Origin of the sequence: Hyalangium versicolor, from assembly GCF_020103695.1 — a bacterium.
Lineage (GTDB): Bacteria > Myxococcota > Myxococcia > Myxococcales > Myxococcaceae > Hyalangium > Hyalangium versicolor.
In genome coordinates, this window is record NZ_JAHXBF010000014.1 from 89,063 (window position 1) to 113,824 (window position 24,762).

General features: G+C 67.3%; 20 protein-coding genes and 2 tRNA genes. 8 read left to right on the forward strand and 14 right to left on the reverse strand.

Annotated elements, in window-relative coordinates; translation table 11 throughout:
* Window positions 1-37: 37 nt before the first annotated feature.
* The 4 genes from KY501_RS27770 to KY501_RS27785 form a co-directional block, all read right to left on the reverse strand.
* Entirely contained in the window at window positions 38-1,084 is a 1,047-nt protein-coding gene (locus KY501_RS27770) for a pentapeptide repeat-containing protein (RefSeq protein ID WP_224366483.1), read from the reverse strand.
* Window positions 1,077-3,716: a DUF2169 family type VI secretion system accessory protein gene (locus tag KY501_RS27775; RefSeq protein ID WP_224366484.1), complete on the reverse strand. Its 2,640-nt coding sequence runs from the start codon at window positions 3,714-3,716 to the stop codon at window positions 1,077-1,079. The genes KY501_RS27770 and KY501_RS27775 overlap by 8 nt, the downstream gene beginning before the upstream one ends.
* Window positions 3,713-6,034, reverse strand: a complete 2,322-nt coding sequence (locus KY501_RS27780; protein ID WP_224366485.1) for a type VI secretion system Vgr family protein — start codon at window positions 6,032-6,034, stop codon at window positions 3,713-3,715. Before KY501_RS27780 ends, KY501_RS27775 begins: the two co-directional genes overlap by 4 nt.
* A gap of 140 nt (window positions 6,035-6,174) precedes the next feature.
* Window positions 6,175-7,161 (reverse strand): NAD-dependent epimerase/dehydratase family protein, encoded by a 987-nt coding sequence (locus KY501_RS27785; RefSeq protein ID WP_224366486.1) that lies wholly within the window; start codon window positions 7,159-7,161, stop codon window positions 6,175-6,177.
* A gap of 180 nt (window positions 7,162-7,341) precedes the next feature.
* On the opposite strand from KY501_RS27785, the gene KY501_RS27790 reads away from it, so the two are divergent.
* The 3 genes from KY501_RS27790 (at window position 7,342) to KY501_RS27800 (ending at window position 9,107) form a co-directional block, all read left to right on the forward strand.
* Entirely contained in the window at window positions 7,342-7,914 is a 573-nt protein-coding gene (locus tag KY501_RS27790) for a TetR/AcrR family transcriptional regulator (protein WP_309243000.1), read from the forward strand.
* Between the two features lie 80 nt (window positions 7,915-7,994).
* Window positions 7,995-8,705, forward strand: a complete 711-nt coding sequence (locus KY501_RS27795) for a 2OG-Fe(II) oxygenase family protein (RefSeq protein ID WP_224366488.1) — start codon at window positions 7,995-7,997, stop codon at window positions 8,703-8,705.
* Between the two features lie 51 nt (window positions 8,706-8,756).
* Window positions 8,757-9,107 carry a hypothetical protein gene (locus tag KY501_RS27800; RefSeq protein WP_224366489.1) on the forward strand — a complete coding sequence of 117 codons (351 nt, stop codon included), beginning with the start codon at window positions 8,757-8,759 and terminating at the stop codon, window positions 9,105-9,107.
* Window positions 9,108-9,179: 72 nt separating this feature from the next.
* Here KY501_RS27800 and KY501_RS27805 read toward each other — a convergent pair.
* The 4 genes from KY501_RS27805 to murJ all read right to left on the reverse strand — a co-directional run bounded on the left by KY501_RS27805 (window position 9,180) and on the right by murJ (window position 13,451).
* Window positions 9,180-9,253 (reverse strand) — tRNA-Met (locus tag KY501_RS27805).
* Between the two features lie 71 nt (window positions 9,254-9,324).
* Window positions 9,325-9,398 (reverse strand) — tRNA-Met (locus KY501_RS27810).
* Window positions 9,399-9,464: 66 nt separating this feature from the next.
* Window positions 9,465-11,531 (reverse strand): S1 RNA-binding domain-containing protein, encoded by a 2,067-nt coding sequence (locus KY501_RS27815; protein WP_224366490.1) that lies wholly within the window; start codon window positions 11,529-11,531, stop codon window positions 9,465-9,467.
* A 216-nt stretch (window positions 11,532-11,747) separates the two neighbouring features.
* Window positions 11,748-13,451: a murein biosynthesis integral membrane protein MurJ gene (gene murJ / locus KY501_RS27820; protein WP_373691646.1), complete on the reverse strand. Its 1,704-nt coding sequence runs from the start codon at window positions 13,449-13,451 to the stop codon at window positions 11,748-11,750.
* A 106-nt stretch (window positions 13,452-13,557) separates the two neighbouring features.
* Between murJ and encB the strand changes: the two genes are divergently transcribed.
* The 5 genes from encB to KY501_RS27845 all read left to right on the forward strand — a co-directional run bounded on the left by encB (window position 13,558) and on the right by KY501_RS27845 (window position 18,980).
* Entirely contained in the window at window positions 13,558-14,046 is a 489-nt protein-coding gene (encB, locus tag KY501_RS27825) for an encapsulin nanocompartment ferritin-like cargo protein EncB (protein WP_224366491.1), read from the forward strand.
* A gap of 27 nt (window positions 14,047-14,073) precedes the next feature.
* Window positions 14,074-14,940, forward strand: coding sequence for a family 1 encapsulin nanocompartment shell protein (locus tag KY501_RS27830; protein ID WP_224366492.1), 867 nt, complete (start codon window positions 14,074-14,076; stop codon window positions 14,938-14,940).
* Window positions 14,941-14,965: 25 nt separating this feature from the next.
* A complete protein-coding gene (locus KY501_RS27835) occupies window positions 14,966-16,408 on the forward strand; it encodes a sigma-54-dependent transcriptional regulator (protein ID WP_224366493.1) in 1,443 nt (480 codons plus the stop codon).
* A gap of 73 nt (window positions 16,409-16,481) precedes the next feature.
* Window positions 16,482-17,531, forward strand: a complete 1,050-nt coding sequence (locus tag KY501_RS27840; RefSeq protein ID WP_224366494.1) for a M23 family metallopeptidase — start codon at window positions 16,482-16,484, stop codon at window positions 17,529-17,531.
* A 156-nt stretch (window positions 17,532-17,687) separates the two neighbouring features.
* Entirely contained in the window at window positions 17,688-18,980 is a 1,293-nt protein-coding gene (locus KY501_RS27845; protein WP_224366495.1) for a hypothetical protein, read from the forward strand.
* 6 nt (window positions 18,981-18,986) lie between these two features.
* On the opposite strand, the gene rsmI is transcribed toward KY501_RS27845, so the two are convergent.
* The 6 genes from rsmI to rplS form a co-directional block, all read right to left on the reverse strand.
* Window positions 18,987-19,814 (reverse strand): 16S rRNA (cytidine(1402)-2'-O)-methyltransferase, encoded by an 828-nt coding sequence (gene rsmI / locus KY501_RS27850; RefSeq protein WP_224366496.1) that lies wholly within the window; start codon window positions 19,812-19,814, stop codon window positions 18,987-18,989.
* A gap of 3 nt (window positions 19,815-19,817) precedes the next feature.
* On the reverse strand, window positions 19,818-20,195 hold the full coding sequence (locus KY501_RS27855; RefSeq protein WP_224366497.1) for a YraN family protein: 378 nt from the start codon (window positions 20,193-20,195) through the stop codon (window positions 19,818-19,820).
* A 113-nt stretch (window positions 20,196-20,308) separates the two neighbouring features.
* Window positions 20,309-21,475 (reverse strand): FAD-dependent monooxygenase, encoded by a 1,167-nt coding sequence (locus tag KY501_RS27860; protein ID WP_224366498.1) that lies wholly within the window; start codon window positions 21,473-21,475, stop codon window positions 20,309-20,311.
* A 3-nt stretch (window positions 21,476-21,478) separates the two neighbouring features.
* Window positions 21,479-22,138 carry a TetR/AcrR family transcriptional regulator gene (locus KY501_RS27865; protein WP_224366499.1) on the reverse strand — a complete coding sequence of 220 codons (660 nt, stop codon included), beginning with the start codon at window positions 22,136-22,138 and terminating at the stop codon, window positions 21,479-21,481.
* A gap of 126 nt (window positions 22,139-22,264) precedes the next feature.
* Window positions 22,265-24,217 (reverse strand): ATP-binding protein, encoded by a 1,953-nt coding sequence (locus KY501_RS27870; protein ID WP_224366500.1) that lies wholly within the window; start codon window positions 24,215-24,217, stop codon window positions 22,265-22,267.
* Window positions 24,218-24,325: 108 nt separating this feature from the next.
* Window positions 24,326-24,718 (reverse strand): 50S ribosomal protein L19, encoded by a 393-nt coding sequence (rplS, locus tag KY501_RS27875; RefSeq protein WP_224366501.1) that lies wholly within the window; start codon window positions 24,716-24,718, stop codon window positions 24,326-24,328.
* Window positions 24,719-24,762: the final 44 nt, after the last annotated feature.

Consider the following 24,762-nt stretch of genomic DNA (forward strand, 5'->3'; position numbering starts at 1 on the left):
CCTCCTCCCGGGCCGCTCTCACGGCGCCGCCATGCCTTCAGTATTTTGGCCGCCACCGCTCGGCTTCGGCCAGCTCTGGATCATCTCCCAAGGCGCCTCGCCCCTTGCCGATCGTGCCCTGTTCCTTCGTCTGATGAAACTTCGCGCGGGTGACCGTGGCCCCCGTGAAGTGCGCCGCGGACACATCCGCATAGGAGAAGTCCGCATACGTGAGGTCCGCGTCCGCGAACCGGGCCGCCTGGCACTGGGCTCGGTGGAGAATGCATTGCTGCATCTGCGCACCCGTGCAGTCCGCCTGGGTCAGGTTCGCGTCCACCCAGAGCGCCTGGAAGAGCTGGGTTCCCCGCAGGCTCGCTCGCTGGAGCTTTGCTCCGACGAACAAGGCATTCGCAGCCTTGGCCTTGTCCAGCTTCGCTCCCTCCAGCACGGCATCCTTGAAATTGCACTGCGTGAGGTTCGCCTCGCTCAGATCGCATCCCGCCAGGTCCGCGCCCGTGAGCTGCGTGAGGGCGAAGTCACTCCCCCTCAAGTCCATGCCGGCCAGCTTGCTGCCGATCAGCACGGCCAGATCGAACTTCGCCCCGCCGAGCTTCGCCTTGCGCAGGTCAGACTGATACAGCGTCGTCTGCCTCAGGCGAGCATTGGAGAGATCGATGCCCGTGGTGTTCGACTCGAGCACCGAGGCGCGCTCCATGTCCGTCTCCGCCAGCACCGCACCGGTGAGATCCACCCGGATCAGGGCGGCCTGCAGCATCTGCGCTCCGCGGAGGTCCGCGGAAGCGAGCTGGGACTGGATGATCTGCACCGCTACCAGGTTGGCTTTCGTCAGCACGGCCTCTCGCAGATCTCCGTCGTGCACCACCGTGTGCGTCATCTGGGCGCCCACCATGCGGGCCCCTGAGAAGTCACAGCCGGTGAAGGTGGACTCGCGCAGATCCGCGCCGCTCAGCTCGGCGCCCCGGAAGCGCACCCGCTCGAAGATGCCACCGGACAGATCCGCCCCCGCCAGCGCCCCCTGGGACAGATCGATGTCGACCAGGGGCTCCCCGCGTTCGATCCGGGCCCGCAGCTCCTTGCTATCCATTGGACCTCCGCGGGTAGATGCGCAACTGCACCGTGTAGGCGTCCTGCAGGCTGCGCGCCGAGCCCCGAATCCGGGCGAAGTCCGCGCGGAACAGGTTGGACCCACGAAAGTCCGCGCCCTGGATGCAGGCCTTCTGGAGCAGCGCCTGCATGAGGTTGCAGGACACGAAGTTCGCGTCCGTCACATCCGCCTTCACGAAGCGCGCCTCGGTGGCCACCGCCCGGTAGAAGCGGGCTCGATGGAGGAGGCTCTCGCTCAGGTCGGCCCCCGCGAGCTTCGCCTGGCTGAAGTCCGCCTCCGTCAGGTTCGTGGCTCGCAGGTTCGCCCCCTGGAGACTGGCTTCCCGGAAGTCCGCCTTCATGAAGGAGGAGTCCTTCACCACTCGCAGGTTGTCGCTCCGCGACTGGCGGAAGTTTGCGCCATCCGCCTTGCACGAGACGAAGACCGCTCCCACCAGCGTGGCGCCAGTGAAGTCCACTTCCGAGACGTTCACCTCCACGAAGTTGCTCTTGGTGAGATCCGAGCCTGCCAGTTTGAGCCCGGACAGATCGGTGCGCAGCAGCGTCAGCTCACGCGCCACCACGCCTCCGAGATCCGCGCCCTTCACCACGGCCTCCGACAGATCCACTCCGTCCATGCGAGCCCCTCGCAGGCTCGCCTCCGTCAGGTCCGCCCGGTAGAGCACCGCTCGCGTCAGATCCAACCCCTTCTCCGCCCGAGCCCGAATCAGGCGCGCCAGCCCCAGGTTGGCTCCGGAGAAGATGGCCTCCGACAGGTTCGCCTCCGTGAGATCGGCCCGCGCGAGCACCGCGCCGGTGAAGTCCGCTCCCCGCAGATCCGCGCCGGTGAAGTCCACCCGCTCGAGCAACGCTCCGCGGAAGTTGGCTCCCCGAAGCTCCATGCGGGACAGATCGGAACCCGTGAGATCCCGTCCTTCAAAGCCTTGCTTGGTCTGGAGCAGCACCATCACCTGCTTGCGAACCTGTGCCGCCTGCTCCGCCTGGAGCCGAGCCGCGGCCGGCAGGTGGTGCGCATGAGCGCGGTAGCTCAGCAACTGTGCCGCCTCCGCGCTGCGAAGCTTCTGCTGGAAGACCGGATCCTGCACCTGCTGCTCCAGTTGGGGCAGCGGTACTCCCAGCGTCCGGGCCTGAGCGGCCGCGTCTCGAAGCCGCGCCAGCTCCGCGTCGGCCGAGAACCGGGGAGGTCCCCCCTGTTTGGCCTTCTGCTCGGCGACGATCTTGTCGTAGTCCAGCCCGTGCTGCTTGCAGAACTCCCGGGCCGTCTTCTCGGCCTCGAGGCGTTTCGTCTCCGCCTCGCGCGACTGCTGCTCGGCGCTCTCCATGGCGGTCTGGACGAAGCTCCCCAGATCCTCCAGCTTCGGAGTCGCTGGCTCCGGAGGCAGGGCCGCGGGCACGTACTTGTCCGGATCAAGCCCCTGCTGGCGGATCTTCTCCCGCGTCTTCTCCAGCTCCAGCGCAGCGCCGCGCCGAAGGTTCTTCTCCAGCCGCTTCTCCGGCGCGGGAGGCATGCCCGTGGCCTCCTCCGAGGCCGCAGCCGCTCCCGGCTCGGCGGGAGGCATCAGATCACTGTCCCGCAGGGCAGCAAGGTACCCCTTGTCCCGATCCAACCGCTCCGCCAGCACCTTGCGGTAGTGATCGACAGGCCTGGGAGCCGCGGGCGTCTCGCAGGCCACCATCAACTGGCGGACGTCCGCCCCATCGTCCTCGCTCACCCGGGTGACGCCTCGGAACACAAGAACGCCCCGCTCGGCGTGAGGGAACAGGTGCACCGTATCGAGCCGCGTGGACAGCTCGCGGAACTCCTCTCCCTTCTCGGTCTGCTGGTTGATGAAGGCGCGCGTTCGCAGCCCAGGCAGCCGTCCCTCGAGGATCGGCTTGTCCGGGTGCATGTGCTCCAGCGTGAAGGGCTCGTCCCCACTGAGGAAGTCCTGGAACTGCTGGTCCTCCGGAGCGGTGTTGAAGAAGCCCCAGTCGATGTCCTTCGCGAAGCCTGGGAAGTTCTCCTTCAGCCACTTCTCGTCATACGTCCCCGTCTTCGAGAAGCGCTGAGGCCAGGTGGAGTCGTACGGGCCGAAACCCGCGGGCTGCCGCTTGTCCTTCTGCGTCCGGATGAGCTGCCGGGGATCCTCGATATTGGGCAGCGGATGCACCTCGCCCTGGGGCGTGCGCACCGGCACGAAGCCCTTGCCGAGTGGGTTCTGCGGATAGCCCGGGCCGCCATACGCATTCGCGTAGTGGATGGGCAACTCGGTGAAGGGAGCGGGCGGAGTCGGTGCTCCCCCCTTCCAGAAGCGCTCGCCCACCGCGTACAGCGTCTTGTCCACCTTGCCCATGTGCAGGCGCACCGAGCAGGCCGCCTGGGGCTTGCCGCCCACGGGGTACGCCTTGGCCGTGAGCAGCACCTCCGCACGAGACTTGGGCATGCCGGCATCGAGCACGGCGTCCTTGCCCAGCTCCTGGGGAAGGAACTTCCACAGGGCGATCTCCGTGAGCAACTGGTGAGACGCCTCGAACGGAAAGAAGGCGAGCACACTGACGGCGAAGTGAAAGGCGCCGTCATGCTCGAACGTCCTCGCGAGGACCCCCAACCTCTGAGGCTTGATGACCTTCATGGGAACATCGTGATGCCGGCACAGCCAAGCCAGATGGCGGCGTTCTCGAGCCGGGGACCCGCGTTCTTCACCTCCACATCCAGCGAGGACAGGCTGATGCCGCGCTTGCCCAGTTGGAGCGCCGCTGTGTACTCGATGGAGGGGCCGATGTGCGTGGACAGGTTCAGGCCCACGATCGTCTCCATCGCCATGCCCACTACGGTGTCGATCTTGGCGGTGATGATGTTCTCGTTCTTCACCCCGAGGATCGTGTCCGAGGTGGTCTGCGCCTTGAAGCTGATCTCGGCGCCCAGCAGGTTGGTCTTGGTATCCGACAGCACGGTCACGGTCTGCGAGCCGGTGATCGTCTGGGTGAAGTTGGCCAGGTGCGTCTGCGTGACATTCCCGGTGACCGTCTGCGTCAGCTTGCCGCCGACCGTCTCTTCCTGATCGCTCGTCACCTGATTGGTCTGCGTGCCCGTCACCTGGATGAGCTGGTTGCCCGTCACCTGGACAGAGTGATCGGCGCCCACCGTGTGCTCGTCATTCACCCCCACCTCGTGGCGCTGGTTGCCAGTGATCTGGAGGACGCGGTCGGACAGCGCTTCGATTGTCTGGTTGCCGTGGATCTTGGTGTCCTCGGTGCCAGTCACCTCCAGCGAGCGATCGGAGCCCACCGTCTTCGTCTCCTTCTGGAGGAAGTTCTCGGTGACGTCCTGGTGGATCTCCTCGCTCATCGTCCCGTCCACGCGGACGGTGAGGTTGCCACCCAGCTCCACCAGCTCGTGCCCCATCGAGGACAGGTGCACGTTGTTGCCGCTGCCATCCGCGGCGCCCAGGTGGAACAGCGTGGATTCCGGGGGCGTGGTGATCTTGATGTACTGACCGCCGTCATTGTCCTCGATCTCGACCCGGCTGCCGCCACCGGTGAGGATGACGTTGTGGGTGGCGTTGTCCACCGTGACGGGGCTGGGCGAGTGCGCGTTGGGCACCACGCCCGCGATCACCGGCCGGTCCGGATCTCCTCCGAGGAACACCAGCATCACCTCGGTGCTCTTGCGCAGGGGGAAGTGGAAGCCCTCGTTGGGTCCGCCGTGCGGTTGCAACATGCGCACCCACATGGAGGACTTGCCATTCCGCGGGTCGTTCTCGTCGAAGTAGACCTGGACCTTGTAGCGGCCGTGGCTGTCGATCTGCGCGTAGGGGCTGTCCTGCTCCCCATCCACCGTGCCCATCTCCGTGCCGTAGATACGGGGAATGGGCGTCACACGCGGGGGGCGGTACTGCACGGTCTCGGGGATGGCCTCCACGCGGATCCGATAGGTGGGCTGCTCCTCCTCCGTCCCGATCTGGCCCACGCCCTGGGAGCCCTCATGGTCGATGGAGACGGCCAGGTACTTCGCGTTGAAGGAGGGACGCGGATGCGAGACGACGTCGAAGATGTAACCGGGATGCACTTCGAACGTGTGGCCGTGACCCTCGAAGAGGATCTCGCGCGCCTTGAGCTCCTGGGAGCGCACTCGAGCCAATCGCTGGCCCTCGGAGGGAGTGCTGTAGTTGTCGTCGTGGCTGACGACCTCCACGGAGGAGTGCCTCGACACCGGCTCCTCCTTCTTCAGATCCATCGTCGGCCGCAGGTAGTCGTACTCGCGCAGCCGGACCAAGCCGGGGCGCGTCTGGTAGCGGCAGTTGAACGCCGTGAACGCCTCCATGCGCAGCACGGTGTCGTCCGCCTGCTCGAGGTAGCGCACGGAACCGCTCGCCTTCTGCTTCTGCTTGTCGTCGATGATGACGAGCTTCTCGCGGTCATCCGTCTGCTCGAAGAAGAAGTAGATGCCCTCCCGCTCCATGCGGCGCATGATGAAGGCCAGATCGCTCTCCCGGTACTGAGCCACGTGCTGCAGCTCCTCGTACTGGGTCGCGCCCATGCGGAACTCGAAGTCCTTTTTCTCCTCGAAGCCGTTGGACTCGAGCACGTCCTGGAGGATGGTCTTGACGTTCTTGCCCACGAAGATGTTGCCGTGCTGGCTCAAGCCGAGCCTCCACAGCCGAGGCACGAGGACCACCTGGTAGACGGAGTGATCGGCCAACTGCTGCACCCAGTCCACGGAGGCGATGACGCCGTGGAAGGCCCTGCGCTCCTCCCCCTCCGCGCCATGGATGTGGAGGATGGCGGTGGCGTTGAGGGCCTCGCCCATGTCGAAGACCAGGCCCTCGTCTCCGGGGATGACCAGCTCGGCGGTGAAGCTGTAGAGGCGTGACAGGCCCTCGGAGCCGAACAGCTTCATCACCCGCGTGGTCGGAGGGAGCTTGTCGCAGGTCAGGGTGAAGAGGTCCATCTCGGTGCCTCGCGTGCAGCCCCCCGCCCCACTTGCGAGGGCGTGGGCCGCTCCTTGGAGAGACCTTCGACCCTATGCCAGCGAGCTGACAGCATCAACCCGACGCCGGATCCAGTCCTGTCAGGTAGGCCCGCGCGTCTTTACTGTGAGAGCTGGCTCAGCGCAGGTGCGCCCGCGGGCTGTACCGAGGGCCGCATGGCCGCGAGCGTGCGGCGGATGCCTTCCTCATAGGTCGTCTTGCGCACCTCTCCCAGTAGCCCATGCAGCGCTGCGTCGTCCATCAGCACGGGCGTGGTGTGCAGGTAGCTCATCTCGACGAGCTCGCGCATGAAGCGATCGAACAGGCCCAGGACTCGCAGCGTGAGAGGACCGGCGACGCGGAACTTCGGGGGACGCCCCACCTCCGCGAAGATGCGCTCCACGAGTTGCCGCTGCGTCGTGACGCCCGCTCCGGCCAGGTTCCAGGTCCGGCCGTAGGCACGCGGCTGATCCATCAGCGCCGTGACGACAGGCCCCACGTCGGGCACGTAGACGAACTCGTGCGGCGTATCGATCGGGCCGACGAGGTCGGCGCGAGTGCCCTCGACAGCGGCCTTGAAGGCGAGATGGAGCAGGCTGCGATCGACTCCCGGACCGTAGAAGTCCGGCAGCCGGAGGATCGTCGTCTGCAGCCCGCCGCGGCCGTGGGCCTCCATCACCAGATCCTCCTGCTGCTTGCGCATCTGGCCCTTGAAGGTGTGGGGCTCGCGCGGGTGCGACTCGTCGACGCGCGCGCTCCGCGGCCGGCCGAAGGGGTACACCGTGCCGATCTGCACCAGCCGGGACACCCCCGCCGCCACCGCTCCCTCGAGCGTCTTCCGCATGAGCACCGGGTGGAGCTGAAACTCCCAGTATGGGACTCCAACCAGATAGATGAGCGTGTCCACGCCCTCGGCCGCGGCGCGCACCGAGGCGGGCTCATCGGGGTTCCACGTCACGATCTCCGCCAGCGGATCCGCGCCGAACTCCTTCTGCAGCGAGCCTTTCGAGCGCCCCACCACCCGGTACGGACGGCCGCTCGCCCGCAGTGCGCTCGCCACGCTCTGACCGATAGCTCCCGCAGCTCCAAACAGTGCAACCGTGCCCATGACTGCCTCCCTGAATGAACGAACGAATATTTTGTGAACACCGTTCAGTGAACGCCGTTCATTTAATGTTGGCCGTTCGCGCCGTCAACCCTTAAAGTTCAAGTCATGGGCAGCACAGAGAGAAAACAGAGGCAGAAAGCGCAGTTACGCGAGCAGATTCTGGAGGCAGCGCGGGACATCGTGGTCCGAGAGGGTTTTCGCGCGCTGTCGATGCGCAAGCTGGCGGACGCGGTGGAGTACGCGCCGGCAACGCTGTACCTGCACTTCGAGAACCGGGACGAGATTGCCCAGGAGCTGTGCGCGAGGGGCTTCAAGGAGTTGTGGAGCGCCCTGTCTCCGGCCGCCTCGATAGCGGATCCGGTGGAGCGGTTGCGCGCGGCGGCGGAGCGCTACGTCAAGTTCGGAGTAAGCCATCCGGAGACCTACTCGTTCATCTTCTTGGAGGATCCGAAGATCACCAGCGCCGTGCTGCGCGGAAAGCCCAAGGAGGGAGGCGAGCAATCGTTCCGCCTTCTGGCGGGAGCCCTCGAGGAACTCCAGGCGCAAGGGCGACTGGCGCAGGGAGCGGAGCCTCAGCGGCTCGCGGAGGTGTTCTGGGCAGGGCTGCACGGCCTGGTGAGCCTCAAGGTGACGTGCGCGGACTTCCTGCAGACGCCTTCCGAGGTGCTCTCGGAGCACATGCTCCGCACCCTGCTCGGAGGAATGCTCCTGCCTGATCAGGCTCAGCCCTCCATCCAGGCATCTTCGTCCTGATCCACGCCCGGACGGGCGAGCAACCAGCATTCCCATCGCAGGGGTCCACACGGAGCCTGGGACCCGGTACGCTTCGAGCTGTGAGCGAGTACGTCACCCATCGCGACGCACTGCCGGGCTTCCAGCTCGAGTCTCTCCGCGAGTCCCTGCTGGCCTCGCGCTTCGTGGGGCGCAGCCCACTGATGGGGACATTCCAGGCCAGTAAGGGCTTCGCCTTCATCTTCACGGAGGCGGGCCAGCACACGCTGGTGGAGCGCTTCCCGTTCCTGAGCGACTACCTCGCGCTGGTGCAGGATCCGGCGACGACGCGCGGGCTGCTGCCGTGGCGCGAGCGGCTGTTCGGTGCGCGCAAGGATCGCCCTCGGCCCAACGCTTTCTACCTGAACCTCCTGCTGCTCGAGGCTGGCAAGAGCGTGGGGAGACACGTCGACGCCACGCTGAGAGAGCCCAGCGGTGTTCCAGGCGCGGTTCCCGAGCACGTCAGCGTGCTTTACCTGGAGATGCCAAAGGGGGTTCGAGGCGGAGCGTTGCAGTTGCTGCGAGAGGATCAGCCCGTGGGCCGAGTCCAGCCACGGCCGGGCCTGCTCGTGCAGTTCCGAGGGAGTCTCCAGCACGAGGTCCAGCCCTTCACGGGCGGCACGGAGGGAGCGCTGCGAGCGAGCCTGGTCTGTGAGCAGTACGCGTTCAGCCCGGAAGCGCTGGCCCGCGTCCCCACGTTCCGCATCCAGTCCAAGGCGGGCTTCGCGGCCTACCTGGATGCGCACCGTGAGCGTGAGACGGCGGCACAGTAGCTGGACTATACGGCTGCACTGGTCCCACCCCGTGCAGGAGGCGATCGTCCGATGAGCCTTGCGAAGAAGCTGAACCTCAAGGAAGGCGTGAAGGTCCGCGTCGTTGGCAAGCCCAAGGGCATCGATCTCGACGACGTGGAGACGACGACTTCGGCCAAGGCAGAGGCACTGCTCATCTTCGTCAAGACGCTGGCCGAGGTGGACGAGAAGTGCGCGCCGCTGATCGAAGCCGCGAAGGAGGATCGTATCGCCTGGGCGGCGTACCCGAAGGCAGGCCAGCTCGGGACGGACCTCAACCGGGACATCCTCTGGGCGCACCTGGACAAGCAGGGCATCCAGGGCGTGCGCCAGGTCGCGATCGACGAAGTCTGGAGCGCCCTGCGCTTCCGGCCGGCCAAGTAGGATCTCGAGGGACAATCCCCCGCAAAGCCGAAGGCCCCACCAGCGCTGTGCTGATGAGGCCTTCGGTCCAAGTTGCGGGGGCAGGATTTGAACCTGCGACCTTCGGGTTATGAGCCCGACGAGCTACCAGGCTGCTCCACCCCGCGATATGGGTACGACTCTGAGGAGAACGACGGAGACCCTTCCGGTATTCCGGAAGGGTCTCCGGTGCTTCCAGTTGCGGGGGCAGGATTTGAACCTGCGACCTTCGGGTTATGAGCCCGACGAGCTACCAGGCTGCTCCACCCCGCGACAAAGGCGAGGGCTAAGTACCGCCCCCACCCCAGTGCGTCAACTCCTTTTTCCGGAGCCCGCCCCTCAGACCTTCTTGTTCTTCAACAGGTCCGCGAGCGTGCCGAATCCCTTGCCGCTCGGCGCCTTCTGCGTCTTCTGCCACGCGTCCAGCTCCGCGCGCTCCTCCGCACGCTCGGCCGCGGTGATCGACAGCCGGATCTTCCCCGACGCGTCGATGTCCAGGATGGCCACCTTCACCTCCTGGCCCAGCGAGAAGTGCTTGCGCAGATCCGTGCCGCGATCCGTGCCCGTCTCCGCCGCGGGGATGAGGCCCTTGCCGCCCGGGAACTGCAGGAACACGCCGTAGGGCTCGATGCGATCCACCTTGCCCACCACCACCTGGCCCACCTTCGGGCGCGGGGCCGCGGGCTCGGCCGGCTTCGCTGGCGCCGCCGCCTTCGCCTCGGGCGCCGGACGCTCCTCGGGAGGACGCAGCGCATCCTCCTCGGTGATCTTCCGCAGGCCGATCCGCTTCTCGTTCGGATCGATCTTCTCGACCACCACCCAGATCGTCTCGCCCTCCTTCACCACGTCGCGCGGGTGCGCGATGCGGCGATCGGACAGCGCGGAGATGTGCACCAGGCCATCCACGCCCGGACGCAGCTCCACGAAGGCGCCGAAGGCCTGGAGGCGAACGACCTTGCCCTGCAGCCGGTCCCCTTCCTTGATGGAGGCCAGCGCCGCCTTGAACGGATCCTCCTGGCGCGAGCGCATGGACAGCGTGATGCGCTCCTTGTGCTTGGCCTTGTCGGGCGAGTTCGGCTGGGCCGCCTCGAGACGGAGGATCTCCACCTCCACCTCGTCGCCCACCTTCACCACCTCGCTCGGGTGGCCTACGCGCACATGGGACAGCTCGGAGACGGGGATCATGCCCTCCACGCCGCCCAGGTCCACGAACACGCCGAAGTCACGCACGCCGGTGACCTTGCCCTTGACGACCTTGCCCTCGGACAGGCCCTTGCGCGTCTGCTCCGCCAGCTTCTTCTGCTCTTCCTCGAGCAGCGAGCGCCGCGACAGCACCACGTTGCGGTCCCGCACTTCCGTCACGCGGAACGTCAGCTTCTCGCCGATGAACTGATCCGGCTTCTCCACGAAGCGGATGTCCAGCTGGCTGATGGGGCAGAACGCGCGCACGTCGCCGATGGCCACCTCGACGCCGCCCTTGTTCACGCCGAGCACCATGCCCTCCACCGGCATGCCCGAGGCGCGCGCCTCGGCCAGCATCGCCATGGAAGCGCCGCTCTTGGTCAGCGCCCGGCTCAGCAGCACGCCCCGAGCGCCCGCCTCGATGACGTGCGCCTCCAGCGTGTCGCCCACGCCGTAGCGCAGGATGCCCTCGTCGTCCTTCAGCTCGCGCAGCTCGATCATCGCCTCGCTCTTGACGCCATCGAGCGACACGAACGCGGTGTCCGCGCCCAGCTGGAAGATCTTGCCCGACACCTTCTCGCCCACGCGCACGCTGCGGCGCGCCGGCACCCCGCCCTCCTTCACCTGCGCCTCGAACATCTCGGCGAAGGACTCGTTCTCGGGCACCTCCTCATAGAGGGCGCTGCTCGGCGCGGGCGCCGGAGCCGGACGAGGCGTGGGAGCAGGCGTCGGCACCGGAGTCGGAGCCGCGGCAGCCTCGGCCGCCGGAGCCTCACCCGCCGGAGCGGACTCGGTCGCCGCCGCAGGCTGCTCACCCACCGGCCCCCGCGTCTCGATGACGCCCGAGGCGCGCTTCACGACGACGAGCGGCCCGGAGGGCTTGCGCTCACCGCCACCCTTGCGCTCACCGCCGCCACCGCCGCGCGGCCCTCGATCGCCACCGCCGCCACCGCCACGGGGACGGCGATCCTCGCGAGGAGCTCCGGCGGACGCACCGGCGTTCTCACCCTCGGGCTTCGGGCGCGCATCGCGTTCACCGCCTCCACGGCGGTCAGGCCCACCACGGCCTCGATCTCCTCCCCGGTCTCCGCCGCGATCACCTCCACGGCCCTCGCGCTCGCCACCGCGCCCCGAGGGGATACCCAGCATCACGTCACCGAAGGTGGCCTTTGGCTTCTTGGGACCAAACCCACCTGCTCCGGAACCGCTCTTCTCGTCGCTCACTGCCGAGACCTTCCTGATGGAAATCCTGGCCGGGTTTCAGGCCAAACCGGGCTTCTGAAAAAGGCGGCGCACTCTACACGGGCAACAAGCTCGGACGGAAGTCGCTTGAGAGCTTTTGCGCCCACCACATCTGTTGCTTAACGCGTCAGGACTGGCGGTCCATCCCCCTGGACGAGAGGAATTGCCGCCTGCCTGCCTCCCTCCGGCCCTCGGGATCTACCTCCCCAGGAGCCGCTTCACCCTGCGAAACACCGCCTGCGCCTGCGGCATGCCCAAGGCCCCCGTGAGCGCGAAGTAGACGATTCCAAAGGGAAGAATGACCGCGGCGGCCGTGAGGATCGGGTGCATCGCCGGAGGCGCGAGCACGCTCCCACCCCACTCGGCACCCACACCCTCGATGGCCCCTCGGAGCCAGGTCAGCAGCTGCTTGGCGCCCAGGCCCACGAGCCCAGCCACGGCGGCACAGGCCCAGAGCTTCGGCAGCAACCCGGGCGGAGGACCTACATGCCCCCCTATGCGCCGAGCGAGGCTCCGACGCAGAAGGCCGGCTTCCATCCAGGCCAGCGCGCCCGTCACGCCTGTAATGAAGACGCCACCCAGGTGGCGAGGCAGCCCCAGCATCTCCGGCAGGTACAGGCCCGTCACCCAGGTCAGGCCCGCCGTCAGCGCCACGCGGAGGACAGCGAAGCGCAGCGGCGTGCCGGGATCCTTCAGGGCATAGAAGGCCGAGGAGTAGAGGCGGCCCACGGCCGAGGACACGAGCCCCACCGCGGCGCCCATGAGCAGGTACCACACGTAACGCGAGTCCGCGGAGGTGAAGCGCCCCGTCTGCAGCAGTGCGGCGCCCACCACGTCACCTATGAAGAGGAACGCGGCGGCCGAGGGCACGACGAAGAAGGCCACCCGGCGCGAGGCGGCATCGATGCGCTCTCGCAGCTTCGCGCTCACCGCCTCGGGAGTGGAATCCCCGGTGGCGCGCGACATCTCCGGCAGCTCAGCGGCGGACACGGCCATGCCGAAGAGGCTCACCGGGATGAGGTAGATCGTCTGTGCATAGAAGAGGGAGGACAGCGCCCGCTCGGACAGCAGCGAGGCCACAGCCGTGTCCACATAGGCGCTGATCTGCACCACGCCGCGCCCGATCACCACGGTGCCGAAGCTGCGCAGCACCCGCCGCACGGAGGCGCTCGCCGCAGAGATCGAAGGCCGGAACTTCCCGAGCAGCCGCAGCACGGGAGGCACCTGCACGGCGAACTGGAGGAAGCTGCCCAGCACCACCGCATAGGAGAGCTGCGCCACCAACTCCCGCTCGGAGCTGCGTCCTCCCATGATCACCAGCGTGGCGATGAGGACGAGGTTCCACACCACTGGCGCCAGATAGGACAGGAAGAAGCGGCGGTGGCTGTTGAGGATGCCCAGACACCACGCCGACAGCACCAGCAACCCCGTTCCGGGGAAGACGATGCGCACCAGCTCGACGGCCAGCTCCCGGGAATCACCCTCCAGGCCGGGAGCAATGAGGTCCACGAACAGGGGTGTGGCCAGCATGCCTGCCGCCACCACGACACTGATGGCCAGCGCGAGCAGTCCAAAGATCGCCCCCGCCAGCCGGTCCGCCTCCTCGTCCTTCTTCTCTCCCAGCAACTGGGCGTAGACGGGGATGAAGGAGCCCGAGAGCACTCCCTCGCCGAACAGGTTCTGCAGGAAGTTCGGGATGCGAAGTGCCGCCTTGAAGACAGCCGTCGCCTCCGCGTTTCCCAGGTAGTGTGCGAAAACGCGCTCTCGCACCAACCCCATCAAGCGCGAGGCGAGGATGCCGGCGGCGACGAACAGCGCTCCCCGGCCGCTGCCCGGCTCTGGCTTCCGAGCGGGCGAGGCATTCTCCGAGGGTGGGTCCTGGCGAGGCACGGAGGCAGTCAAAGGAGCGCGGCAATCTACGCAAGACGTTCACAGCCATGAAGCAAGAAGACAGCCATCCACTGTTTTCCTTGACGGTGCCCCCTGCGGGCCGCGATGGTCCCGCCCCGTGGCGAGTACCTCGGACAGCGAACTCCTGAACGACGTGGCGCGCATCCGGCGTGTGCTGGCGCGCGAACTCGAGACCATCAACGAGTACGAAGCCTTCGCCCAGGCGGCCTCCAACCCCGAGGTCCGCGCGTTCTTCCTCCACCTGGCCGCCGAGGAGAAGGAGCACGTCTCCGAGGCCACCCAGATGCTGCGCATGCTGGACGCCGCGCAGAACGCTCACTTCGCCAACCCCATCGAGCCGGGCCACTTCCAGAAGGCCATCGGGGCAGCACCCGCCCCCTCGCCCGGCCCCTCGCCTGCCCCCACCCCCGCGCCCTCGGGTCCCGGGAACGGGGGCCGCAACCCGCCTGAGCCCATTTCCAACCTCCCCCCGCAGCGCGTCATCTACGGTTTGTCCGCTCCTCCTTCCGAGAACGCCTACCCGCTCACCGTGGGTTCGCTCAGGCGTTCCGGAGGCGGGGGCGGTGGCCGTGGTGGCGCTCGCTGACGATTTCCTCCTTAGAGGAGCTTGCCGATGCCTGACTTCCTTGGACATGCCGAGAACCCGCTCCGTGAAGAGGAGTGGGCCCGCCTGAACGAGACCGTGATCCAGGTCGCTCGCCGTTCGCTCGTGGGCCGCCGCATCCTGGACATCTATGGACCGCTGGGCGCAGGCGTGCAGACGGTGCCCCATGACGAGTACCAGGGCGTCTCCGCGGGCGCGGTGGACATCGTCGGCGAGCAGGAGACGGCCACCGTCTTCACCGACGCGCGCAAGTTCAAGACGATCCCCATCATCTATAAGGACTTCCTGCTGCACTGGCGCGACATCGAGGCGGCCCGCATCCACAACATGCCGCTGGACGTGTCCGCCGCCGCCGGCGCCGCCGCCCTGTGCGCGCAGCAGGAAGACGAGCTCATCTTCTACGGGGACCCCAAGCTCGGCCACGAGGGCCTGATGACGGCCACGGGCCGGCTGACCGTGCCGCTCGGCGACTGGACGCACCCGGGCGCCGGCTACATGGCCATCGTCGAGGCCACCCGAAAGCTCAACGAGCACGGTCACTATGGCCCCTACGCCGTGGTGCTCTCGCCGCGCCTGTACTCGCTGCTGCACCGCATCTACGAGAAGACGGGCGTGCTGGAGATCGAGACCATCCGCCAGCTGGCGTCGGACGGCGTCTACCAGTCCAACCGGCTGCGCGGGGAGTCGGGCGTGGTGGTGTCCACCGGCCGCGAGAACATGGACCTGGCCGTCGCCATGGACATGGTCACCGCCTACCTGGGCGCCTCGCGCATGAACCACCCGTTCCGTGTGCTCGAGGCCCTCATCCTGCGCATCAAGCACCCGGACTCGATCTGCACCCTCGAGGGTGCTGGCGTTCCCCCGATAAAGAAGTAGCCCCCGGGAGCCGCGAGGCGCGCACATGGCCAAGGTCCTGGTCCTCGATGACGAGGCAAACCTGCGCAAGGTGCTCGCCGCCATGCTGCGGCGAGAGGGCTATGACGTCACCGTCGCCGTGGACGGCGAGCAGGGGCTCGCCGAGTTCCAGAAGAACGGCGCGGACATCGTCGTCACGGATCTGGTGATGCCCAAGGTGGGCGGCATGGAGGTGCTCAGCACCGTCAAGAGCGCCAACCCGGACGTGCCCGTCATCATCATCACCGCGCACGGCACCGTGGACTCCGCCGTCGAGGCCATCAAGGCCGGCGCCTTCGACTACATCACCAAGCCCTTCGATCAGGCGGAGCTGTCGGCTGTCATCGCCAAGGCCTCCAAGGCGCACGAGAGCAACCGGCGCTCGGTGCGTCCGGACATCAAGGCCCGCGCGGCCATCATTGGCGAGTCCGCGCAGATCCAGGACGTCTACAAGATCATCGACAAGGTGGCGGACACGCCCTCCACGGTGCTGATTACGGGCGAGAGCGGCACGGGCAAGGAGCTGATCGCCACCGCCCTGCACGGTGCCTCCAGCCGCCGGGACAAGCCCTTCATCAAGATCAACTGCGCGGCCATCCCCCACAACCTCATCGAGTCCGAGCTGTTCGGCTACGAGCGCGGAGCCTTCACCGGCGCCGTCACCTCGAAGCCCGGCCGCTTCGAGCTGGCCGACGGCGGCACGCTCTTCCTGGACGAGATCGGTGAGATCCCCGTGGAGATGCAGGTGAAGCTGCTGCGCGCGCTCCAGGAGGGCGAGTTCGAGCGCGTGGGCGGCATCAAGACGACCCGCGTGGACGTGCGCCTCGTCGCCGCCACCAACCGCGATCTCCAGGCGGAGATCGAGGCCGGGCGCTTCCGCAAGGATCTCTATTACCGGCTGGCAGTGGTCCCCATCATCCTGCCGGCCCTGCGCGAGCGCCGCAGCGACATCCCGATGCTCGCGCGGCACTTCGTGGAGAAGTACAACCGGCGCCTCAACAAGAAGATCGAGGGCATTGGCGACGACGCCATGGCACTGCTGCAGGGCTACGCCTGGCCCGGCAACATCCGGGAGCTGGAGAACCTCATCGAGCGCGTGCTGCTCTTCGCGGACGGGCCGCTCATCACCGCCAGGGATCTGCCGGAGCCTGTCCGCCCCACATCGCAGACGGGCCTGCCTGCCGTCTCGGCAAGCGTGGAAGCACCCACGGGTGAGACGGGGCTCAAGGACATCATCCGCATGAAGGCGGCGGAGCTCGAGAAGGACCTCATCACCAAGGCCCTCGAGGAGACCGGCGGCAACGTCACGCGAGCAGCCAAGCTGCTCCAGATCAGCCGCAAGTCGCTGCAGACGAAGATGAAGGAGTTCGGCCTTCGCGACACTGCCCCCGAGGGCAAGGACGAAGGCAAGGACGAGGGGCCAGGCAAGGACGAAGGCCCCGACGAATGAACGGGAGTTGCCGAAATATCCCCGCGAAGACGGGCGTTTCGGCCCCGCGTACCGCTCGACACAGGGAGCATGAATGCGGCCGTCTCTTCCCACTCTTGGAGAACCTCCGAAGCGCAACCGCTTCGGCTCCGTCGTCGTCTTCTCGCTGATCCTTGGCGGGGCGGCCGGCGGCGTGTGGTGGTGGAAGCAGCACAAGGGTGCGCTGCCGCTCCAGGCCCCTCCTGCCACTGTCGCCATCGCGCCCCAGGCCGCGGGCGATGCGGGGACGACCGTCGCGGCGGCTCCCACGCCTCCCCCGCCCCCGTCGGATCCGCTCGTCGCGGCCGGCCTGTCCCGCGCCTCGGTGAAGATCGGCGGCCCCCTGGAGACGGCGCTCGTCCAGGCCACGGATCCCACCGTGGGGCCCGCGTTGGCACAGGTGGTGACGCGCAGCCTCGTGTGGTGGGTGCGCGTACCCAACGAGATCCTCCGCGGCGACACCTTGGACGTGCTCTACCAGCTGCGCCCCGGTGAGGAGCCGCTCGTCCACGCCGTGCGCTTCGTCAGCAGCAAGACCGGCCAGACACACCGCGCCTACCGCTTCCAGCCCCAGGGCGATACCTATGCCCGCTACTACCTGCCCACCGGCGAGGAGATGGAAGAGCGCCTGGAGCACTCCCCCCTGGACGACTACGAGCAGGTGACGTCCCTGCTGCGCGACGGCCGGGGCCACAAGGGCGTGGACTTCAAGACGGCCGTGGGCTCCCAGGTGAAGGCCCCCTTCACCGGCGTCATCAAGCGGAAGAACTGGAACTTCAGCGGCAACGGCAACTGCCTGGAGCTGGAGGAGCTCGGCGGGAAGCGGCGGCGTGCGCTCTTCCTCCACCTGTCGGAGCTGCCCAAGAGTCTCAAGCCCGGGGCGCGCTTCTCCACGGGCCAGGCGCTTGGCCAGAGCGGCAACAGCGGCCACTCCTTCGCCCCCCACCTTCACTACCAGCTCATGACGCAGGATGACCGGGTGATGGACCCCTTCGAGAGCCACCGCACCTACCGGCGCACCCTGTCCGCCGAGCAGCGGCCGGCCCTCGAGGCCGAGATCCGGCGGATGGACTCGCTGCTGAGCCAGCCCGTGGCCGGAAATTGAGGCCACCCATTTCTTGACACCCCTCGGCATGGCGGCTAGCGTCCCTGACAATTTCTCAACAGTTCTCAGGGGTTAGGCCACCGTAGCTCGCAGTCCTGAGGGGGGCTGCCGGCATTCGCGGGCCCTGGGAACGCCTAGGGTTTCTTCGGAGGTCGGATGTTGAGGCTTCGCGCCATTCTCGCCGCGCTGATGCTGGGCGCACCGCTGGCTGCCAGTGCAGCGGAAATCACCCGCGTCGCATCCTCGCTGGACGAGGATGATCCGTTCGATCTGTTCATCGACGTCAACTTCGAGCGGACCCAGGGCCGCGAGAAGATCACCCGCGAGCAGTTGGCTCCCGCTGGAGCGGAGGCCGGCCGCACGGACGTGGGAGAGGTCTGGCACAAGTCCACCGACTCGCGGCTGAACCTGCGGCTGGCGATCGGGCTCTACAAGGATCTCGAGCTCTCGTTCGGGCTGCCGCTCATCCTCCAGCAGAACGACAGCTACGACTTCGTGTCGGGGACCACCCCTGCAAACTCCACGATCGTCCGCAACTGCGTGAACCCGGACGGCACCGTCACGGATCCCGACTGCGCGAGCACAGGAACGGGTGAGAAAGGCCTCTTCACCGTGCCGTCCACGAGCAAGCGCGGTGGCCTGGGCAACATGCACTTCGGCATGGCCTACGCCTTCTTCAACCAGCAGCGCGACGACACCAAGCCCACGTGGGTCGTCGGCATCGACTACGAGGCCCCCACCGCCAAGCTGCGCGATCCGAGCGAGGACAACACCGGAGACGAGCGCGGCAACGTGGGAGACCGCGTCCACAAGTACACCTTCTACACGGCCCTCTCGCGGAAGATGGGGGTGGCGGAGCCCTACTTCAAGGTCAGCTACACGCTGCCGGTGCAGGGCCCGGGCATCTACTCGAACTGCTTCAACCGCGACCAGTTGGGCCGCCCGGAGAACTGCTTCCAGGGCCCGTGGACGCGCAAGGAGACGGGCATCCAGGCTCCGCAGACGGGCGGGTTCCTGTTCGGCACTGAGTTCAACGCGTTCAACGACAAGAACAAGAACCAGAAGTTCACGATCGATCTGCGCGCCATCGCCAACTACGTGGGCGAGGGCCGCTACTACAACGAGCTGAGCGCGGGGCTGGGCAAGCTGCTGGCCACGCAGGACTACCTCCAGGTGGGCGGCCAGCTGGGCGCCGTGGCGAGCGCTGGCGAGGCCTTCACGCTGCGCGCCTCCGGCACGTTCTTCTACAACACGGAACACACACTCACCAACGAGAGCATCGGCAAGGATCTCGATGGGAATGGAGGGGTGGACCTGAACGACGTGGGACAGCCGTCGCCCGAGGTGAACCCCAACTTCGACTTCCGCACGGACCTCGTGTCCCGGCGCTTCCGGGCCACCGAGGCCAAGACGTTCCGGTTGGAGCTGTCCGCCTCGTTCGCGTTCTGAGGCGGCTCAGCGCTTGAGGTTCAGGCCCAGGCGGTAGACGTCCTGGCCTGACCAACCCGCGCGGCGAGCCAGCTCGGTGCTCAGCGCCTTGAGCTTCTCGCCGCGCGACAGTCCCTCCTCCAGGGCCCGCCGCAGTTCCTCCTCGGACCAGCGGCGCTCTCCGGTGCGACCCTCCACCAACACCACCACCTCGCCTCGAGGCTCCTCCGCCCCGTAGCGCGCGGCCAACTCCGAGAGCGGCGCCCGCACAAACTCCTCGTGCACCTTGGTCAGCTCCCGGGCCACGCATGCGCGGCGATCGCCCCAGGCCTCCTGCAGATCCGCCAGCGTCTCTCCCAACCGGCGCGGGGACTCGTAGAGCACAAGCGTGGCCGACAGCTGCGCCACTTCCTCCAGCATGGCGCGGCGCTCGGGGCCCTTGCGCGGCAGGAAGCCCAGGAAGTGGAAGCGCCCCGTGGGCAGCCCGGATGCGCTCAGCGCCGCGACCAGGGCCGTGGCCCCCGGTACCGGCACCACAGACAAGCCACGCTCGAGCGCCTCGGCCACCAGGCGCTCTCCCGGATCGCTGATGCCAGGGCTGCCGGCGTCGGTGAGGAGGGCGCAGTCCTCGCCCGCGGCGATCCGGTCGAGGATGCGCCCGGCGCGCTGGCCCTCGGCGAAGGCGGGCAGGCTCACGGTCTCCGGATTGAGGCCGAAGTGCTCCAGCAACACCCGGGAGTGCCGCGTGTCCTCACACGCGACGAAGGCCACGCGCCGAAGGATTTCGAGCGCCCGGGAAGTCATATCCCCCAGGTTCCCGATGGGCGTGGCGACGAGGTAGAGCGTCCCGGACATGCGTCACATCCCCGCGTCGAAGGCGTTCGGAATGTGCTCCACGGAGGCCTTCTCTCCGTGGCCCACGACCGAGACGACGTCGAAGCGCATCATCTTCTCGCGCAGGTCATGCGCGAAGAGATAGTGCAGCGCGGCTTTCACAACCCGACGCTGCTTGGCAAACGACACCGTGTGGGAGGGATCTCCCCAGACGGCCGTGGAGCGCATCCGCACCTCAACGAAGCACACGGTGTCTCCGTGCTCGGCCACGATGTCCAGTTCCCCATAGCGGCACCTGAAGTTGCGAGCGTGGATGCGATAGCCCCGCGCCTCCAGGAAGCGGACCACCGCCGCCTCGGCCTCATTCCCATACCCCCGCCTGTCCACCGCCGCCCGAGCCATCCGCCCTCCTCCCATCCACCCACGCCCTGAACCGGGAGGACCTCTATCACAGGACAGTGGGGCGTGCGCCAGACAGGACCCGTGCGCCTCGAAGCCTCGCGATGTCCTGAGACTCAGGTGAGGGCGGCCGTCGCGTTCTCCGCGTCATAGAAGCGCCGGGCCTGGCGGATCATGAACCCGTCGGGCATCCACGCGAGCGCCGCATCCCTCACGGCCGCGCGCACCCGGCTGCGTCCGAGGACGAATCCCCGCATCTTCCCCGCGCTCTCCTGATAGCGGGCGTTGAGGGGCTGGATGGCCGCCTCGTAGCTCGCCAGTGCACGGGGCACGTCCGAGCGGTGTTCCGCGATCGCCCTGGCGAGCAGATCGGCCCCCTGGATCGCCAGCGCGCTTCCCATCCCCGAGAGGAAGGTGGGACACCCGCCCGCATCCCCGAGCAGCGCCACCCTGCCCTTCACCACGTGCGGCATGCGAACCTGGGTGATGACGTCGGTGAAGACGTAGCCACGTTCGTCGATGGCCTCGAAGGCCCGCGACACGGGAGCGGCGAAGTGACGGTATTCCCGCAGGAGGAAGGCGCGCAGCGCTCCGGGCTCGCGAGACTCGGGCCACTGGCCGACCTCGCCGTGGTAGACGACGAGCGACACGACGCGAGGGCTCATCGGGAGGAAGATCACCATCTGGCCTCGGCCCAGATAGGCAACCCCGCACTGTAGCTCCAACCCGTGGTCATACTCGAGGGTCAGGGCGACGTAGTGGCCGCCGAAAGGCACCTCGAGGCCCTTGCCGAAGACGCGCTCACGCGTGGGCGAATGGACGCCGTCCGCGCCCACGAGCAGATCAAACGTCTCCGTGCGGCCACCCCGGAAGCGGACCTCGACCCGCTCCCCAGCGGTCTCGCTCTCTTCCACCTCCGTGCCCAGACGCAGCTCCACCTTCCCGGAGATCGCCTCGTGGAGAGCCGCATGGAGATCAGCCCGCCGGAAGGCGATCAGGCCCCCCAGCTCCCTGTCGAGACTCGCCGTCGAGTCCTCTCGCAAGAGCCGCCCCGTGGATGTCACGTAGCGGAGGCTGTCAATCGGCGCCTCCCGAGCGCGACAGGCCTCGATCAGCCCCATGCGGCGGATCACCCGCACACCGTTACCCTTCAAGGCGATGTAGTGCCCGAGCGGTTTGAACTCCCGGGCACGCTCGGCCACCACGGTCTCGATGCCCAGGCGCTCGAGCCAGAACGCGAGGGCCAGTCCTGCGATGCCTCCTCCCGAGACAAGGACACGCATGCTTCACCTCCTGTTGGGGAATGCCGGACGCCAGCTCAGCTCCGAGGCGGGTGCGAGCAGACGTCGTATCGAGTCCACCACCAGCGCCATGTGGCGCAGGATCGCCTCGGGATCTCCGGAGTCACTCCGGGCCAGAAAGGCCGCATCGAGCACCTCATCGAGGGCTTCGAGCAGCTCCGTGAGCAGTTCGATCCCCAGATCGTCGCGCACACAGCCCAGTTCCTTCCCGCGTCGCAGGAACGCCTGATACACGCCCCGACTCTCGGCCAGCACCGATGCGAAGCGCTGGGGAGCCTCGCGGCGCAGGGAGCCCTGGAAGCTGCGGAAGGCGTGGTACTGGGTGGGCCTGGACAGGGCGCTCTGGCTCCAGCGCCGGGTGAAGTCTCCGAGCTGCTCCCAGAAGTTCTCGGCAGTCAGGGCCTCGAGCGGGACCGGCCCCACATCGCGGAACATCTCCTGGATGGCTCGGATCAGGACCGTGGCGTACAGGTCATCCTTGTCCGCGAAGTAGTAGTAGAGCGCGCCTTTGCTGAAGCCCGCCTCCTCCAGGATGCGATTGAGCGAAGCCTCCTCGTAGCCGTGACGAGCGAACTCCTCGGTCGCCGCGTCCAGCAGCCGAGCCTGCTTCTGCGCCTCCAGCTTCTCGAACCGGGCAAGCGGCATGACCCACATCCTCCAGACCTTGGTCCAAACCATCGTTTAGACCAGTGGTCTAAACGGAGGATTAACCAGGGTGTGGGCCGATTGCAAGCCCCTTCCCCTCCAGGCCTGGGCAGTCCCCAGCCGCGATCAGATGTTCACGGTTCCCTCGGCCAGCTGCGCCAGGCCGGGGTGGTTCGTCACGAGCAGCACCTGCGTCAGCGTCCCCAGGTGCTTGAGCATCCGCCCGATGAGCGGCAGCTTCACCTCATCCATGCCGACAAACGGGTGCTCCAGGATGAACGGATACTTCACCCGAGCGCTGATCTTCTCCACCACCGTCATCCGCAGCGCCAGGTAGTACATGTCCATGTCTCGAGGCGGGATCTCCCCCACCCCGAGTTGCTGGCCCGGCACGTACACCGAGCCCAACCCATCCTTGTCCCACTCGACGCCCAGGTAGCGCCGATCCGTCAGGGCGCTCAGGTACTGGGTGCAGCGATCCCGCAGCAGCCCCGCCAACGTGGACACGTCCATGGACAACAGGTCCGCGGCCACCTTCATCACGATGGGAGACGGATCCTCCATCGGCCCCGAGGGCGCGGCGCCAGCGGGATCCATGCCCCCCGCCGCCACGGGAACCGCCCCAGACTTCGCCAGGACAATGGACTCCTTCGTCCGGGAGAGCTCTCGCTCCACCTCGCGAAGATCACGCACGAACGAGCCCTTCTTCCCGATGTCCCCGTTGAGCTGCTCGATCTGCTCCTTGATGGCGTCCCGCTGCTGCCCGGCGGCCACGAACTCTGGATCGGACTCCATCGCCGTGAGCTGATCGCGCAGCTCGTTGAGGCGCTGCTCCAGCAGCCCCTTGCGCTCGAACATCGTGGGGATCTCCTCGGGAGTCTCCACATCGAGCGCCTTGAGCGCCTTGCGCACCGGCGCGGCCTCGGACTCGAACTCCTCGAGGATCTTCTTCTCGCGCGCGGAGAACATGCCCTCCTTGCTGCGCACGTTCGTCGTCTTCGACAAATCGTCCACGTACCGCAGCGCCACCATCGCCGCCCAACCGAAGAACGGAATGTCCACGAGCGTCAGGTAGCGCCACGCCGAGTCCACCGCAGAGCCCAGGATGATGCCCAGCAGCAGGAACAGCACCCCCGCGCCCAACCCCGCCCAGAAGACCGCGCTTTTCTTCAGCGGCTCCACGGCCACGGGGGCCGCCTGAGCCTCCTGCTCCCGCTCCGCCTGCAGCCGGTTCAGCGCATCCTCCCGGCGGGCCATGGCCCTCGGGTAGCGCTCCACGCGCGTCAGGATGTCGTCCGGCAGCCCCAGCGACGCGGGCGTAGGCGCGGCGTTCCACGCGTTCTCCGCGTCTCGCAAGGCCACCCGGAGGCCCTCGGTGCTCTTCAGCTTCCGCTCCACCTCGAAGAGGTTCGAGTTGAGCCCGTCCAGCTTGAACTGGAGCTCCTCCATCACGCGCGACTTGACGAGCTCCTCTTCCAGCTCCTTGACCCTCGCCTCGGCCGCGGGGATGTCCTCCGCGGGAGCCACGGCCTGGGTGCTGGCCAGCACGGGCATGGACGGGTTGCTCGACAGTCCATGCATGCCGGGATGACTCGTGGAGCCGGGCAGCGACGGCCGCTTCAGATCCGGCTTGGAAGTGCGAACCCGCGGCCTGCGCGAAGGCAGTTGGCCCGGAGCCAGCGCGTATACGTGCTCCCAGGCAGTACGCGACGGAAGGCCCACCTGCGAGCGCAGGAACTGGGCAATCTCCGCCGAGTCCTGGGACACCAGCTCCGGCGGCTGGCCCGGCACCGTCTGCTTGTGCAGCGATCCCACGCCTCCGAGTTCACGCAGCAGCCGGTACGTGAAGTTGTCCTGGCCCAGCATGGTGAAGGCCGCCTTGCCCGCCTTCTGCCCCTGGACCGCGAACTTCGCGTCCTCGCCTCGGCCGTCGGCGTACAGCAGCGCCAGCGACAGCGACGCCAGCGGGCTCATCTCACCGCCGGGCGGCTTGAGGACGAGAAAGCCCTGCTTGAAGGGGAAGCGGCCCTGCGGGGAGAAACCCCGGACGTTCTGGACGGCGACCTCGGTGAAGTGCATGCGCGCCCCCCATCCTAGCGCACAAAAGCAGAGAGGAGCGTCCCGGAACGGACACTCCCCTCGATGCTGAGAAGTCTGTGAAAGTGGGGCCGAGAGGACCCCGGGAGACTAGGCCTTGGGGGCCTTCTTGCCCTCGGCAGAGGCCGGAGTGACGTCCTCCTGGACGTCCACGCGGGACGCCTTGCCCTTGAGGTTGCGGAGATAGAAGAGGCGGTTGCGGTTCACGCTGCCGCGCGAGAGGATCTCGATCTTCTCGTAGCGGGGGCTGTGCAGCGGGAAGATGCGCTCCACGCCGACGCCGAAGGACACCTTGCGCACGGTGAAGCTGGCGCGGTTGTTGCCCTTCTTCTTGCGGATGACGACGCCCTCGAAAGCCTGGACGCGCTCCTTCTCACCCTCCTTCACCTTCCAGTGAACCCGAACCGAGTCGCCGGTCCGGAAGTCGGCCAGCTCCTTGCGCAGGTGCTTGGCTTCGACGTACTCGATGGCGCTGTGACGCATGACGGACTCCAGAAATCTTGTGGTGCGTAAAGACCAGTAAGAGG

What these genes read in the sequence shown, in the direction of transcription:
- KY501_RS27770 (WP_224366483.1), bottom strand. Translation starts at nt 1,084, where the DNA reads ATGGATAGCAAGGAGCTGCGGGCCCGGATCGAACGCGGGGAGCCCCTG.
- KY501_RS27775 (WP_224366484.1), bottom strand. Translation starts at nt 3,716, where the DNA reads ATGAAGGTCATCAAGCCTCAGAGGTTGGGGGTCCTCGCGAGGACGTTC.
- KY501_RS27780 (WP_224366485.1), bottom strand. Translation starts at nt 6,034, where the DNA reads ATGGACCTCTTCACCCTGACCTGCGACAAGCTCCCTCCGACCACGCGG.
- KY501_RS27785 (WP_224366486.1), bottom strand. Translation starts at nt 7,161, where the DNA reads ATGGGCACGGTTGCACTGTTTGGAGCTGCGGGAGCTATCGGTCAGAGC.
- KY501_RS27800 (WP_224366489.1), top strand. Translation starts at nt 8,757, where the DNA reads ATGAGCCTTGCGAAGAAGCTGAACCTCAAGGAAGGCGTGAAGGTCCGC.
- KY501_RS27830 (WP_224366492.1), top strand. Translation starts at nt 14,074, where the DNA reads ATGCCTGACTTCCTTGGACATGCCGAGAACCCGCTCCGTGAAGAGGAG.
- KY501_RS27835 (WP_224366493.1), top strand. Translation starts at nt 14,966, where the DNA reads ATGGCCAAGGTCCTGGTCCTCGATGACGAGGCAAACCTGCGCAAGGTG.
- KY501_RS27840 (WP_224366494.1), top strand. Translation starts at nt 16,482, where the DNA reads ATGCGGCCGTCTCTTCCCACTCTTGGAGAACCTCCGAAGCGCAACCGC.
- KY501_RS27845 (WP_224366495.1), top strand. Translation starts at nt 17,688, where the DNA reads ATGTTGAGGCTTCGCGCCATTCTCGCCGCGCTGATGCTGGGCGCACCG.
- rsmI (WP_224366496.1), bottom strand. Translation starts at nt 19,814, where the DNA reads ATGTCCGGGACGCTCTACCTCGTCGCCACGCCCATCGGGAACCTGGGG.
- KY501_RS27855 (WP_224366497.1), bottom strand. Translation starts at nt 20,195, where the DNA reads ATGGCTCGGGCGGCGGTGGACAGGCGGGGGTATGGGAATGAGGCCGAG.
- KY501_RS27860 (WP_224366498.1), bottom strand. Translation starts at nt 21,475, where the DNA reads ATGCGTGTCCTTGTCTCGGGAGGAGGCATCGCAGGACTGGCCCTCGCG.
- KY501_RS27865 (WP_224366499.1), bottom strand. Translation starts at nt 22,138, where the DNA reads ATGCCGCTTGCCCGGTTCGAGAAGCTGGAGGCGCAGAAGCAGGCTCGG.
- KY501_RS27870 (WP_224366500.1), bottom strand. Translation starts at nt 24,217, where the DNA reads ATGCACTTCACCGAGGTCGCCGTCCAGAACGTCCGGGGTTTCTCCCCG.
- rplS (WP_224366501.1), bottom strand. Translation starts at nt 24,718, where the DNA reads ATGCGTCACAGCGCCATCGAGTACGTCGAAGCCAAGCACCTGCGCAAG.